The organism is Prevotella sp. DNF00663, from assembly GCF_001553265.1.
Taxonomy (GTDB): domain Bacteria; phylum Bacteroidota; class Bacteroidia; order Bacteroidales; family Bacteroidaceae; genus Prevotella.
This window is the reverse complement of sequence record NZ_KQ960613.1, coordinates 15,424-30,184: the sequence shown is the minus strand read 5'-3', so window position 1 is coordinate 30,184 and position 14,761 is coordinate 15,424. Positions and strand designations below refer to the sequence as shown.

Genomic DNA, 14,761 nt, shown 5'->3' with positions numbered 1-14,761 from the left:
ACGGCTGACTTTGATGTCGACTATAAGGTCAGGGTGACGGGAGAGAATGAAGAACATAACTAATCTAATTATTAACAACAATTTAAAACTTAAAGAAAGGGTAACAATTATGGCAGTGAATTACAAACTTTATCAGTGCAAGCGTGAAGGTAGATTTCTTGGTAAATGGTATGCAAGAGCCGTACACAACGGTGTGGTAGGAACTGATGAACTCGCAGAAATCATGCAGCGAAACTGTACTGTGAAGAAGAGCGACATCAAGGCAGTGCTTACCGAGTTGGTAGAAGTGATGCAAGACGAATTGCAAAATTCAAAGCGTGTACGTATCGACGGACTTGGAAGTTTCAAGTTGGGAATCAGTTCGTTGGCAGCGCCTACTGCAAAAGAGTACACGATCGCAAAGCATGTGAAACGAGTTCATGTACTGTTTATGCCTGAGACCAAGATAGATGCAGGGTCTCACAAGCGCAGCAAGGTGCTCGTGAATGGGGCTAAGTTGGCTGAATTGACCAACTATGATGTGAAGAAGACCGATGCCGCAGCTCCCGATAAGAAGGAAGTCGGACAATAAGAATGTGGAATTTGGAGTAAGGGGGACACGTCTCCCTACTCCACTCTTTATCATTAAAAATTTAAAATGGAGGTAAAGTGATGAATGGAAATAAATGGAAGATGGTGTTGAAAGTAATTGTGGCTGTAGCTACGGCTTTGTTAGGAGCGCTTGGCGTGAGTAGCCAAATGTGATCAAGATAGATTGGAATAAGAATAAAAGATGAACGGCCGTTCGTTTTACAATGCTTTTATGCTTACCTTTGCTCTGTAAAAAATGAGCGGATGGCAATAAAAGTCGTATTACTGGATTTTGATGGAACACTGGGTGATACTCAGAAGTTGATAACAGACACCATGCTTGATACCATTGATGTATTGGGATTGGATAAACGTACGCGAGAAGAGTGTGCAGCCATGATTGGGTTGCCACTGAAAGAAACGTTTACCAGATTGATTCCTATGTCGGATGAAATGGGAGACAAGTGTGCAGAGGTCTATGCTGAGATATTTACGCGGCGCAATGTTCCGCATGCCGTTCCACCATTTCCGCATGTGATAGATACTATCAGGGAATTACATCGGCGCGGTTTGAAACTGACGATAGCCAGTAGTCGGTATCGTGGCTCGTTACTCAATTTTATCCATGAGTTCGAGCTAGACGATTATATGTCGGCGGTAGTGAGTGCTCAGGATGTAGAACATTGTAAGCCAGATCCCGAAATGGTTGAGAAAACACTGGCAATGTTTAACTTACAGCCCGATGAGGCCTTGATGGTAGGCGACGCAACCTTTGACATGATGATGGGAAAGGCTGCCGGTGTGCATACGTGTGGGGTGACTTATGGAAACGGAAGCCGCGAAGACATGGTGAGTGTTGAAGCTGAACACATCATCGATGACTTCGCGGATCTATTGAAAGTAGTAGAATCTTACGACTCTTATTCTTTATAACTATCGAGTTTTTTGAGGAAGTAATCTTTGAAATCCTTCCAATGATAATATGGAGCTATGTCTGTCTTGATGGGCAGCGTAGCTTCATTTTCGTTGCGTAAAACCTTGAAGATGACGTCTTTGTCGTTTGCATTCTTACGGTAGAATACGAATTGAATGTTGGCAGCCATCGGGAATATACGATAATTGTACCATCCGCGTGTCTCCAACTCTTCGAGATTCTCTACCTGCATGCCCAGTCCGTCTAGGTCGAGGAGGCAGGTGAGTGGCATGATAACGGTGTCGTGACCATAGCGAAGGGTAGCTCCGGGATGCTCTAACTGTATGCAAGAGTCGGCTTGGGCAATGATATTACGAAGCAAATTGCGTTGTGTGAAAGGCTGTGTACCACCATTTAATGGGCTACCACCATAAGTAATATACCACCAAGCATTCTCTGTGCGCCAATTATTGTAAATCTCTTGGTCGCTGAAGAGATCGTATAAAGAAATCGTATGGCGCAATTCTGTGCTTTGCAAATTAGCTGCATTACTGAATAAACGCCTGTATAACTGCTCGTATTTTACTTGATGCTTCCAATAGCTGGAGTCGTTGAAGAGGTTATTCATTACACGATCGTAGTGAAGAAATTTCTTTCCAAATGCTTTGTAGGCCTCGTCGGCTTTGGCCGGCATTTTCTTTTTGTTCAGTACAGGGTCGTCATAGTTCATGTAATACATGTCGTGGTTGCTGGCATCCTGTTTGATTTGTAATTCGGGATTGATGAGAAGCAATTGTTGTAGGGCATTCTCCATGGAGAAAATACACCGGATGACAGTGGTACTACGGGCATCGATATTGGTTCGACCGGCAAAGACTTCCGGGAAATTCTGTATCATGCGTTTGGCAATTTGGCGGTGTTGTTCGCCTCCTCGTTGCGTGAGTTCGCCGTAACGATTCTTACTTGCATCGCGAATCATGATAAGTCGGCGAAGTATATCGCGCCCTAATGCGGTGAGTTTACCTAGGCTATCAGCGCGTTGTAGAATGGCAACCGGCTGTAGATAATCGTTCTTATTGATGAGCCAGCGGCTTCCGTGTCGACCATAATGGCTGATGTAGAAAGGTTTATACCCGGTAGGAGCAGGGGTAAGTTTCTGCTGTAGAGGGCCGGGATAGGCATAATAGCTGCTGGCAGAGAATAGAGGATTGGTTTTAATGTCGGTACGTGACTGTTGAGCGAAGCCCATTGCTGCACACAATAAAGCCGAAAGTATCAGGGTTGTTTTTTTCATTATATAAATAGTTTAGGTTTTCTGTCGTGATAGAATCAACATGTATATGCTTGCAAAGATAATAAATATTTCAATAAAAACGTTCGAAGAGAGATGCCTAACTAACAGACAAAAATTATTGAAGCTTCGTTTTTATCTATGATTTGCCGTATCTTTGCAAAAACAGTATGGGCAAATACAATCAAAGGAAAGATAGTAAAAGCTATTCACAAATAATTTATGATAAAGGAAGGATTCTATAGATATGGCAAAAGATAATAAAGCATTGACACCGATGATGAAGCAGTTCTATTCGTTGAAGGCTAAACATCCGGAGGCGTTGATGCTTTTTCGCTGTGGCGACTTCTATGAAACCTATGGCGAGGATGCAGTGGAAGCAGCGCGTATCCTTGGTATCACGTTGACGAAAAGGAATAATGGAGCACAGGATCCTACCGATATGGCGGGATTTCCGCACCATGCGCTAGATACTTATCTGCCTAAATTGATTCGTGCCGGAAAGCGAGTGGCCATCTGTGACCAACTGGAAGACCCTAAAAAGAAGCGCGAAGCCATCAAAGGAAAGAAAGGCTTGAGCGAGATGGATAAGATGGTGAAGCGCGGAATCACGGAACTTGTGACACCCGGTGTAGCCATGAGCGACAACGTGCTCAACTATAAAGAGAATAATTTCTTGGCTGCCGTACAGTTTGGTAAAGCCTCTTGCGGTGTGGCATTCTTGGATATTTCAACGGGAGAATTTCTGACAGCCGAGGGTACTTTTGATTATGCAGAGAAATTATTAAGTAATTTCTCGCCAAAAGAGGTGCTTTATGATCGAACGAAGAAGAAAGATTTTGAACGTTATTTTGGGTCACGCTTTGTGACATTCGAGCTTGATGATTGGGTGTTTACCGAACAGACAGCTCGACAAAAACTTCTGAAACATTTTGGTACGAAGAATCTTAAAGGATTCGGAGTGGAACATCTTCACAATGGAGTCATTGCCAGTGGAGCCATCATGCAATATCTGGAGCAGACGCAACATACCCAGATAGGGCATATAACATCGTTGGCTCGCATTGAAGAAGAGAAATATGTGCGATTGGATAAGTTCACAATTCGCTCTTTGGAATTGCTTGGTACGATGCAAGATGGCGGTAGTTCGCTGCTAGATGTCATTGACCGAACGGTGACACCTATGGGTGGTCGTATGCTCAGAAGATGGGTTGTATTTCCTTTGAAGAATGTTCAGGCCATCACGCATCGTCAAGATATAGTTGAATATTTCTTCAAACAACCGGATTTCAGAGATTGCGTGAACGAGCAATTGCATCGTATTGGCGACCTTGAACGTATTATTTCGAAGGTGGCAGTGGGCAGAGTCTCACCGCGAGAGGTCGTACAATTACAGCGTGCATTGGATGCTGTGCGCCCTATTAAGCTTGCTTGTCTGCAGACGGATAATGAAGTCTTGAAGCGGGTAGGGGAGCAATTGAATCTTTGTGAAAACTTGAAAGACCGTATAGCTCATGAAATTCAGTCCGATCCTCCATTGCTTGTGAACAAAGGGAATGTGATAGCCGATGGTTATAGTGAGGAACTTGATGAGTTACGTTCTATCAGTCGAAACGGCAAGGACTATCTCTTGAAGATTCAACAAGAGGAAACCGAACGTACCGGTATATCCAGTTTGAAAGTCGGATATAACAACGTGTTCGGTTATTATCTCGAAGTTCGCAATACATATAAAGACCAAGTTCCGGCAGAGTGGGTTAGAAAACAAACGCTTGCGCAAGCCGAACGCTACATAACTCAAGAATTAAAGGAGTATGAAGAGAAGATTTTAGGTGCCGATGAGAAGATTCTGGCATTGGAAGCAAGGTTGTTTAATGAGCTCATCGTGTATATGCAAGACTTCATACCGCAAATACAAATCAACGCAAACCTCCTTGCGAGACTCGATTGTCTATTGAGTTTCGCCAAAACAGCAGAAGAACATACTTATGTACGACCCGTTGTTGACGACAGTGATGTGTTGGATATCAAGCAAGGGCGCCATCCTGTGATAGAAACACAATTGCCTTTGGGCGAGCATTACGTGCCCAACGACGTGCTTCTTGATACTTTTCACCAACAGATAATGATGATAACCGGTCCTAATATGGCCGGAAAATCGGCGCTGTTGCGTCAAACGGCGTTGATTGTACTGTTGGCTCAGATAGGCAGCTTTGTGCCTGCAGAGAGCGTGAGAGTGGGTTTGGTGGACAAGATATTCACTCGTGTGGGAGCCAGTGACAATATTTCTTTGGGCGAATCTACCTTTATGGTGGAGATGACGGAGGCTGCCAACATCCTCAATAATGTCTCGGATAGGAGTTTGGTACTCTTTGATGAGCTGGGTAGAGGTACGAGTACATACGACGGTATCAGCATTGCGTGGGCCATCGTAGAGTATCTTCATGAGCACGCGAGAGCCAACGCGCGTACTCTTTTTGCCACTCATTACCATGAATTGAATGAGATGGAGAAGGGCTTCTCACGTATCCGGAACTACAATGTCAGTGTGAAAGAGGTAGATGGGAAGGTGATTTTCCTCCGAAAACTGGAGAAAGGTGGCAGCGAACATTCCTTCGGTATCCACGTGGCAGAGATTGCCGGCATGCCGAAAAGTATCGTTAAGCGAGCCAATGTCATCCTTAAAGAATTGGAAAATGATAATGCCGGCGTTGGCACGGTGGGTCGTTCGGATGCTCGAAAGATAGAAGAGAGTAGGGAAGGGATGCAGTTAAATTTCTTCCAATTGGATGATCCGGTACTCTCTCAGATACGCGATGAAATCTCAGGGTTGGATATTGACAACCTCACTCCGATGGAAGCACTTAATAAATTGAATGATATTAAGAAGATTATAAACCCATAGAAAGAGGGTTTATAATCTTCTTTTTTTGTTTCATGATTTCTTTCTGGACATACAGAAGATTCCCAAAGCAACAAAGGGAATACTCAATAACTGTCCCATATTGAAAGGCATGCCTGCTTCAAAGTCTACTTGAATATCCTTTGTATATTCAATGAAGAAGCGGAATGTGAATATCAACGTCAGACATAAGCCGAAATAGAATCCTCTGCCCACCGGTTTCTTCGCATAGCGATAGAAATACCACCCGATAAAAAAGAACAGGAAGTAGGCTATGGCTTCGTATAATTGTCCCGGATGACGTGGATATTGGTCTGCCTGTTGGAAGATAAAAGCCCATGGAACATCCGTCACTTTCCCGATAATTTCAGAGTTCATCAGGTTACCCAAGCGTATACAGCAGGCTGTGATAGGCGTGGCAATAGCGATATTATCAAGCACTTGCCACAAATTCATCTTCGTACGGCGAACGTAGAGCCACAGGGCAATCATCAGTCCGAGCGTTCCGCCATGTGAAGCCAGTCCTTCATAACCGGTCATTTTCCACGCTCCATCCGGCATGTGGTGAATGGGTAGGAGCATCTCAATGATGTGGTCCCAGCTTGTCAGGAAGTAATCAGGCTGATAAAACAGGCAGTGTCCCAGTCTGGCACCGGCCAGTATACCGACAAAACAGTATAGGAAGAGCGGGTCGAACAATTCTTCTTTCACCTTTTGGTCTTGATACAGCCACTTCACCATGAAGTATGCGCCTATCAATCCGATGAGCCAAAACGTGGAATACCAGCGAAGTCCGAAGCCACCTAGATGTATCAGGTAGAGGTCGGGGTTCCAGATGATGTATAATAAATGTTCCATTTATTTATTAATTATAGGTGGTGAGGGATGGATTAGGGAATTTATTTTTCTTATCCCTCTCCTGTTTTATCACTATACATTAAAGCGGAAGTGCATGATATCGCCATCCTGTACGACGTATTCCTTACCCTCGATACCCAGCTTACCAGCCTCGCGAACAGCAGCTTCAGAGCCATATTTCAGGTAATCTTCGTATTTGATGACCTCTGCACGGATGAATCCTTTCTCGAAGTCGGTGTGGATGACACCTGCACATTGCGGTGCTTTCCAACCCTTATGGTATGTCCAAGCCTTCACCTCCATTTCACCGGCAGTGATGAATGTCTGTAGATTCAGCAACGAATAAGCCTTTTGGATGAGACGGTTCACGCCACTTTCTTCCAGTCCGAGTTCTTCCAAGAACATCTGCTTGTCTTCGTATGTTTCGAGCGAAGCAATATCTTCCTCGGTCTTGGCAGCAATCACCAAAGCTTCTGCACCCTCGCTCTTGGCCATTTCTTCTACTTGTCTACTGTATTCGTTACCGGTTTTGGCACTCGCTTCGTCTACATTGCATACATAGAGCACAGGTTTGGCTGTGAGTAGGAACAAGTCGTGGGCAAAGCTTTGCTCGTCTTTGCTTTCAAACTCCACCGTACGGGCGTTTAATCCCTTTTCTAATGCACCTTTGTAAGCCTCTAGAACGGTCACAGCCAGCTTGGCATCCTTGTTTCCGGCGGCCGCAGCTTTCTGTTGTTTAGCCAGTTGAGAATCAATGGTTTCCAAGTCTTTCAACTGCAATTCGGTATCAATGATTTCCTTATCGTTGATAGGATTGACGGGATCTCCGCCTTCGCGCACCACATTGTCGTTGTCGAAACAACGCAATACGTGGATGATGGCGTCGGTCTCGCGAATGTTTCCAAGAAATTTATTGCCCAATCCCTCGCCTTTGCTGGCTCCCTTGACGAGCCCGGCAATGTCTACTATCTCGCAGGTAGCGGGTACGATGCGTCCGGGATGGACTATTTCGGCCAACTTGGTGAGTCGCTCATCGGGTACAGTGATAACGCCTAGGTTGGGTTCTATTGTACAAAAAGGGAAATTAGCTGCCTGTGCCTTGGCACTCGACAGGCAGTTGAAAAGTGTTGACTTACCGACGTTCGGAAGTCCTACAATACCGCATTTTAAAGCCATGTCTTTATTTCAAATATATACTTTGACTACAAAGGTAGTGCAAATGAGGACAAAAGCAAAATTTATTTTGGTTTTGTTGTGTGCAGCTTACTTTATTGCGAGTTTGCAAAAGAGCCTATTTGGGCTCGTTGCAAGGCCGTGTCAGCATCGCTGTTGGGCCTTTTCAGTAATGCTGATAAGTCGCTGCAGGAGCCTCACCCTGCCCCTCCCCAAAAGGGGAGGGAAATCGTTTTAAGCTGGTAAGTTAATAAGTTAGAGTTTAAAGTTTGTAAGTTTTTGAGTTGATGAGTTCTTAAAGTTTATGGTATGGAAAAGACTCCTTTCTTTTTTCTTCTCTCTACCACGCTACTAATCGCATGTCGCCTTTCTCCAAGTAGGCTTGGTGCATGGCCAAGGCAGCCGTCATACTCTGCGGCTCATGACCCCTTCCGGCCAGTCGCAAGTAGTCGCGTAATAGTGGTTTGTAGTCGGGATGCGCACAGTTTTCGATGACTTCCTGTGCCCGTCGCAATGGCCCTTTGCCACGTAAGTCGGCTACTCCCTGCTCGGTCACGATGATGTCGACGTCGTGCTCGGTAGAGTCTACGTGGCTACACATGGGTACGATGGCGCTTATCTTGCCACCTTTAGCCGTAGATGGGGTATAGAAGATGCTGATAGAGCCGTTGCGCTCGTAGTCGCATGAGCCTCCGATACCGTTCATCAGATTCGACCCACAGATATGACTGGAGTTCTCGTTGCCGTAAAGGTCGCATTCCAACGCTGTATTCATGGCGATGACACCGAACCGCCGAATCAGTTCCGGGGCGTTGGCCACCTCGCTGGGGCGTATTGTCAGGCGCTCTTTGAAAAAGTCCATGTTATCGTAAATCTTCTGTAGGCACTCGTTGGTGACGGTTGTAGCAGTGGCCGAAGCGTAGCCAATCTGCCCTTTGAGCATCATGTCGACCACGGCATCCTGTACCACTTCGCTGAACACGTTCATCACCGGCAGCCCTTCGCATTGCCCAATGGCTTTCATCACGGCGTTCCCGGTGGCTCCCACACCGCTCTGGATGGGGAAGAACTCTTTTGGGATACGACCTGCTCGAAGGTCGCTCAAGAAGAAATCGACCACGTTTTCGCCAATTTTCTTTGTCTCAGGGGTCAAGTCTTTGAAGGCACGTGCTTCTTCGGGGATGTTACATTCGACCACACCCACTATTTTCTTGGCGTCTATCTCCACATAATCTTTACCAAATCGCTCGGCCACACGCGTGATGGGGATGGGCTGGCGATAGGGGTATTCGGCCAATTCCACGACATCGTGCAAGAAACGGGAGTTGGGATTATGGAAGTGATTGAGTTCGAGGATGACGCGTTTGGCCATTCGTGCGATGGTGGGCACAATGCCACCGGCCGATGTTAGAGAAACTTTGCACGTGTCGGCTCCCTCTTCTATGGCGCTTACTTCGATAATGGCCCAGTCTATATCGCCATAGAATCCACGACGTAGTCGCTCGGCCATATGTCCTAAGTGCATGTCTTCGTAGTCTACTTCGCCTAGGTTAGTGTGGTCGCGGAAGTCTTTATTGGTGGAAAAAGGGGCACGAAATTTGATGGCTTTGGCTGCTGCCATGTCGCCTTCTACGCTTTGGCACGATGAGGCTCCGGTAAGAATACCAACTTGGAATGCTTGTCCGGTTTCGTGTTCGTGTATGGCGCGTTTGGAAATTTCGCGGAAAACGGCTTTCGGATTGCCGTTGGGAGTGAATCCGGAGAGGCCTAATGTATCACCATTCTTAATCATCTGTGCCGCTTCGGCGGCTGTCATTCTTGTGTAAGTCATAGGTATCGTTTCTCATCTATTATTATCTTTTGTAAAAAGAGTGCAAGTGGATGCAATGAAAACTTGTTTTCTTATTGCCGACCGCAGCCTATCTTCTGCAAAGATAGTGATTTTTTGTCTCTGCATTCAAAGAGTGTGGTAAAACTTTTGATATGAGTTCTTCTATCAATACCTTATAAGTAAGCTTATACTAACAAAAACCTGAAAGGCTATCCATTCATAGCCGGGGACTATCAAGCGAAAGCGAAGATAGTCTCCGGTGTGTATGTGAATGTAGTTTACAGTCTGATAAGACTGCCCTTAAAAGTTAGCTGAAATACAGAAAGAGACCTTATTGGGGAGTCTTTTCAGACTCGTTAATTCTCCTTTTCTATTTTCCGTAGGTTTCCGCCTTGCTCCAACCTGCGGTTATGAAGAGGTTGTCCTCCGGACAAATAAGTATGTTGCTCTTCTGTTTTTTCAATGTTGGCAGACTCTCTACAGCTCATTCAAGCTTTTGGAAAAAGTTCGTATCAATGGGCTTCGAGCCAGTTGCTGCCCCATCCGGCATCGGCTACGAGTGGCACATCGAGCGGATAGGCCTTTTGCATCTCTTCGAGTACAATGCGTTCTACCTTCTCTTTCTCTTCGGGAACGACGGAAAAGTTAAGTTCGTCGTGCACTTGGAGTATCATTTTTGAGCGAATTTGCTCGCGTTGAAAGCGTTGGAAGATGTTGATCATCGCCACTTTGATAATGTCGGCAGCACTACCTTGGATGGGCGCATTGATGGCATTGCGCTCGGCGAAGCCTCGCACAGTACCGTTACCGCTGTTGATGTCGGGCAGATAGCGGCGACGATGGAAGAAGGTTTCGGCGTAACCGTTCTGTCGTGCTTTCTCTTTAGCCTCTTCCATGTAGCTCTGTACCTTTGGGAAGGTGCGGAAGTAGCCCTCTATCAGTTCCTTGGCCTCGCGATTATCAATGTCTAGTCGCTGTGCCAATCCATAAGTGGTGATGCCGTAAATGATGCCAAAGTTGGCTCGTTTAGCCTTGGTACGCTGGTCGCGTGTCACGGTATCCATGGTCTCATGATAGATTTTGGCAGCTGTGGCGGCATGTATGTCGTGGCCTTCGCGGAATGCCTCTATCATATTCTCGTCTTGGCTCAGGTGCGCCATTACGCGTAATTCTATCTGACTGTAATCGGCCGAGAAGAACAGGCAGCCGGGATCGGGGATGAAACACTTGCGGATTTCCTTGCCGTCTTCGCCTCGTACGGGAATGTTTTGCAGGTTGGGGTCGCTCGACGAAAGTCGACCAGTGGCCGTAACTGCCTGATTGAATGAGGTATGAATGTGTCCGGTATGCGGATTGATGAGCTTGGGTAGGGCGTCAACATACGTTCCGATGAGCTTCTTCAAGCCGCGATAGGCTAGAATATCCTCTACGATAGGCGCCTTGCTCTTGAGTTGTTGCAACACCTCTTCGCTTGTAACATATTGTCCGGTCTTGGTTTTCTTGGGCTTTTCTACGATTTTCATCTTCTCGAAGAGAATTTCGCCTACCTGTTTAGGCGACGAGATGTTGAACGCTTCTTCGGCTTGTTGATAGATACGTTGCTCGTATTCAGCCATGCGCTCTTTGAATAAGAATGACGTTTCTTCCAATGCTTTGGTATCCAATGCAATGCCGTTGATTTCCATCTCGGCCAACACGGGAAGCAGGGGCATCTCTATGTTCCAGAACAGATCGCTCATGCCCATCTCTTGAAGGCGTGGTTCGAGTACGTTTTTGAGTCGTAATGTGATATCGGCATCCTCACATGCATAGCGACAAATGTCGGTAGGGGAGAGGTCGCGCATATTTTTCTGATTCTTACCCTTGGGGCCTATCAGTTCGTCTATGTGGATGGTCTTGTACCCTAGCAATGTTTCGGCCATGTAATCCATATTGTGATGCAATTCCGGTTGCAACACATAATGAGCCAACATGGTATCGAACATCTTGCCTTGAAGATGGATTCCATAATTTCGGAGCACCACTAAGTCGTACTTGATGTTTTGTCCGATTTTTAAAATTTGTGGATCTTCGTAGATAGGTTTGAATATATTAACAATTCTTACGGCTTCTTGACGGTCGCTAGGAATTGGAACATAGAATCCCGTATTTTCTTCCACAGAGAAGCTTAAACCCACTAATTCAGCCTCCATCGGATTGGTTGATGTGGTTTCTGTGTCTAGACTGATAAATTGTTTTGTCTTGAAAAAATCACAAATTTTTAATCTTTCTTCCTCTGTATCAATAAGTTCGTATTTAAATTCTCCTGTATCTTGTTTAAAAATATCTGTTTTTTTAGGCTCTTCTGCATCGTTGGTCGGATTATTCCCAAATATATCAAGTTGTAAATTAACAACTGTTGGCTTCTTATTTGCTTTCTTTAAGATTTTGTCAGAAAGACTCTTAAATTCCAATTCGGTGAAGATTTCTCTCAATTTTTCTTCATTGGGTTCAACGGTTTTCAGATTTTCCAAATCCAAGTCGATGGGAACATCGGTTCGAATGGTCGCTAAGAATTTTGACATGCGAATATCTTCGATTGCACCTTCAACTTTCTCGCGCATCTTTCCTTTAAGTTGGTCGGTATGGGCGATAAGGTTTTCGGTGCTACCGAATTCGTTGATAAGTTTCACGGCAGTCTTTTCTCCCACGCCGGGACAGCCGGGGAAGTTGTCAGCGGAGTCGCCTATGAGTGCCAAGAGATCAATCACTTGGTCAGGACTATCAATGCCATACTTCTCTGAGACTTCTTTGGGGCCGATAATATCGTACCCTCCGCCATGCCGAGGGCGGTACATGTAGACGTTATCTCGGATGAGTTGACCATAGTCTTTATCGGGTGTGAGCATGTAGGTTTCTACTCCTTGCTCACCGGCTTTGGTGGCTAAAGTGCCGATTACATCGTCGGCTTCGAAGCCATCAACCTGTAGGATGGGAATGTTGAAAGCTGTGAGAAGGTCTTTGATGATGGGTACCGAGCGCTTAATGTCTTCCGGTGTCTCCTCACGTTGCGCCTTATAGGCAGGGAAAGCATCATGGCGGAAAGTCTTGCCATGGTCGAATGCCACACCGATATGAGTGGGCTTCTCTTTAGTGAGAATCTCGTTGAGGGTGTTCACAAATCCCATGACGGCCGACGTATTGAGTCCTTTGGAATTAATACGTGGCGATCTGATGAGAGCGTAATAGGAACGATATATGAGTGCATAAGCATCCAGAAGAAAGAGTTTATTCATAAAATCAAATTTATTTGCAGTAAAATTACGAAAAAAAAGGAAATAATCCCGATTAAAATCATTAATTTTGTGACAAATATAGTATTCTCATGGACTACCTGTCTCGCATCAAACATCCAATAATAAAGGAGTTGGATGACTTTTCCGAGTATTTCAGCCACTCGCTAGAACATAGTAATGGTTTGCTGGCACAGGCTCTCGACCACATTCGTAAGCGCGAGGGCAAGCGTATGCGACCCATGCTTATTTTGCTATTGGCAAAGGCTTTCGGGCAGATAAGTGAAGCTACGCAATATGCAGCTGTAGGTTTGGAGTTGCTCCATACGGCTAGTTTGGTGCACGATGATGTGGTAGATGAGAGTGGAGAGCGCCGCGGACAGGCCAGTGTGAATGCGACTTACGATAATAAGGTGGCTGTACTGGTGGGCGACTATATCTTGTCTACATCTTTGCTTAGCGTCTCTCATACGCGTTCCGAGGTTATTATCCGTTATTTGGCTCGCTTGGGACAAACCCTTTCTGATGGAGAAATCTTACAATTGACGAATATCTCGAATCAAGAAATATCCGAGGATGTCTATTATGAGGTTATCAAACGCAAGACGGCAGCACTGTTTGAAGCTTGCGCCGTATTTGGTGCTGAGTCGGTAGGAGCAAGCAAAGAGGTAGTAGAAGCTGCTGCTAAGTTCGGGCAGAATCTTGGTATTATTTTCCAAATTCGCGATGATATCTTTGATTATTACGATTCAGAGGAGATAGGAAAGCCTACCGGAAACGATATGGAAGAAGGTAAACTGACCTTACCTATTATCTATGCGCTTAATTCTACAGGCGATGAGGCGATGTTACAGCTTGCCCGAAAGGTGAAGATGTCGCAAATCAACACGGAGAGTATTGCTCAATTAGTAGCTTTTGCGAAAGAAAATGGTGGTATAGAGTATGCCGAAAAGAAGATGAATGAGTTCCATGAAGAAGCTGTAAACTTCGTTCATCAATACATCAAAGACCAAAATATCAAGGATGCTCTGATGGCTTATCTTGATTATGTGATTAAAAGGAATAAGTAAAACACTTGTAGTATAATGAAAAAGCCTCGCAAATGCGAGGCTTTTTTGTTGTATATGAGCTTGTTAGCGTCCTTATTTGATAAACTTCTTACCATTGACGATGTATACACCATGGGGCAAAGCATGCAGTTGTGGCGTACCATTGATTATATGAACCATGCCGAGTTTGTGTCCACGAAAGTTGTAGATGGCAGCTTGAGAATCACTTGATGGCGCGATAGAGGTAATTTCTGTCGTGACATGCGAGGGGATTGTGCGCTGTGATGGATCGGCAATATCGTTCTTCAGTTCATTGGGCCAGCGATGATATGCCATGATTTGTGCCAAGGCAGTGGCTGCACACCCCGTCACGGCATGTGCTCCGCCTATCGTAGGACAATCTCTATTGTAGGGTTCTCCTTGATCCCATTGGATCTTCAACAGTGGTCCTATAGGATTCTTTTTCTTGATGAGGGTGGGCGTAGATACTACGCTACGTGTTGATGGAGTAGAAGCTAGTGCGCGATAGTTGGCTACATACGACTGCATCCATGCTCGGAGGTTATCGGGCATATCTGTTTCGGGGCAATGGCCATTGGTAGAATAGCCTAATACTGTGGGCATTCGACGGTCGCCGGAGATAATGACGAAGCCTTGATTATTGGGGGCATTGAACACATAATAGGGTTGATTGCTGACGGCACGTGTGCGTGCGGTATTGGCAGTAGGCGTCAGTTGCGTCGTAGCATTTTTTTGTTTGAGGAATTGTAAAGCCTCGTTCTGTGCCTCAGAAAGAGATGTTTTCTGGGCATTTGCATTGCCAAATAGTGATAATGCGAATGTAAAAACAAGGATTTTGTGGTAGTTTTGAACTATCTTTATGCGCGGATAAGTTTGTAATT

The 14,761-nt window shown here is 45.4% G+C and carries 11 protein-coding genes; 5 read left to right on the top strand and 6 right to left on the bottom strand.

Translation table 11 applies throughout. The annotated features are described in order from the left end of the window. The first annotated feature begins 109 nt into the window (after positions 1-109). The 3 genes from HMPREF3034_RS04810 (at position 110) to HMPREF3034_RS04805 (ending at position 1,503) form a co-directional block, all read left to right on the top strand. Complete coding sequence (locus HMPREF3034_RS04810; RefSeq protein WP_036899269.1) at positions 110-571, top strand: HU family DNA-binding protein; 462 nt, start codon at positions 110-112, stop codon at positions 569-571. An 80-nt stretch (positions 572-651) separates the two neighbouring features. Beyond that, a complete protein-coding gene (locus HMPREF3034_RS12530) occupies positions 652-744 on the top strand; it encodes a smalltalk protein (RefSeq protein ID WP_156431043.1) in 93 nt (30 codons plus the stop codon). A gap of 90 nt (positions 745-834) precedes the next feature. Beyond that, positions 835-1,503, top strand: a complete 669-nt coding sequence (locus HMPREF3034_RS04805) for an HAD family hydrolase (protein WP_036899265.1) — start codon at positions 835-837, stop codon at positions 1,501-1,503. Here HMPREF3034_RS04805 and HMPREF3034_RS04800 read toward each other — a convergent pair. Next, positions 1,491-2,777, bottom strand: a complete 1,287-nt coding sequence (locus tag HMPREF3034_RS04800; RefSeq protein WP_036899263.1) for a histidine-type phosphatase — start codon at positions 2,775-2,777, stop codon at positions 1,491-1,493. The two genes, HMPREF3034_RS04805 and HMPREF3034_RS04800, sit on opposite strands and share 13 nt — an antisense overlap. Positions 2,778-3,021: 244 nt before the next feature. Here HMPREF3034_RS04800 and mutS point away from each other — a divergent pair, with 244 nt between their 5' ends. After that, positions 3,022-5,679, top strand: a complete 2,658-nt coding sequence (gene mutS / locus HMPREF3034_RS04795) for a DNA mismatch repair protein MutS (protein ID WP_036899261.1) — start codon at positions 3,022-3,024, stop codon at positions 5,677-5,679. A 30-nt stretch (positions 5,680-5,709) separates the two neighbouring features. Here mutS and lgt read toward each other — a convergent pair whose 3' ends face one another. The 4 genes from lgt to polA all read right to left on the bottom strand — a co-directional run bounded on the left by lgt (position 5,710) and on the right by polA (position 12,813). Beyond that, positions 5,710-6,534 carry a prolipoprotein diacylglyceryl transferase gene (gene lgt, locus HMPREF3034_RS04790; RefSeq protein WP_036899259.1) on the bottom strand — a complete coding sequence of 275 codons (825 nt, stop codon included), beginning with the start codon at positions 6,532-6,534 and terminating at the stop codon, positions 5,710-5,712. Positions 6,535-6,606: 72 nt separating this feature from the next. Further along, positions 6,607-7,710 carry a redox-regulated ATPase YchF gene (ychF, locus tag HMPREF3034_RS04785; RefSeq protein ID WP_036899257.1) on the bottom strand — a complete coding sequence of 368 codons (1,104 nt, stop codon included), beginning with the start codon at positions 7,708-7,710 and terminating at the stop codon, positions 6,607-6,609. Positions 7,711-8,047: 337 nt separating this feature from the next. Beyond that, positions 8,048-9,538: an acetyl-CoA hydrolase/transferase C-terminal domain-containing protein gene (locus HMPREF3034_RS04780; protein WP_062433657.1), complete on the bottom strand. Its 1,491-nt coding sequence runs from the start codon at positions 9,536-9,538 to the stop codon at positions 8,048-8,050. Between the two features lie 512 nt (positions 9,539-10,050). Further along, positions 10,051-12,813 carry a DNA polymerase I gene (gene polA, locus HMPREF3034_RS04775; RefSeq protein ID WP_062433655.1) on the bottom strand — a complete coding sequence of 921 codons (2,763 nt, stop codon included), beginning with the start codon at positions 12,811-12,813 and terminating at the stop codon, positions 10,051-10,053. An 89-nt stretch (positions 12,814-12,902) separates the two neighbouring features. Between polA and HMPREF3034_RS04770 the strand changes: the two genes are divergently transcribed. Then, positions 12,903-13,880, top strand: coding sequence for a polyprenyl synthetase family protein (locus HMPREF3034_RS04770; protein ID WP_036899250.1), 978 nt, complete (start codon positions 12,903-12,905; stop codon positions 13,878-13,880). A gap of 72 nt (positions 13,881-13,952) precedes the next feature. On the opposite strand, the gene HMPREF3034_RS04765 is transcribed toward HMPREF3034_RS04770, so the two are convergent. Further along, on the bottom strand, positions 13,953-14,714 hold the full coding sequence (locus HMPREF3034_RS04765) for a Spi family protease inhibitor (protein WP_231725612.1): 762 nt from the start codon (positions 14,712-14,714) through the stop codon (positions 13,953-13,955). Positions 14,715-14,761 lie beyond the last annotated feature (47 nt).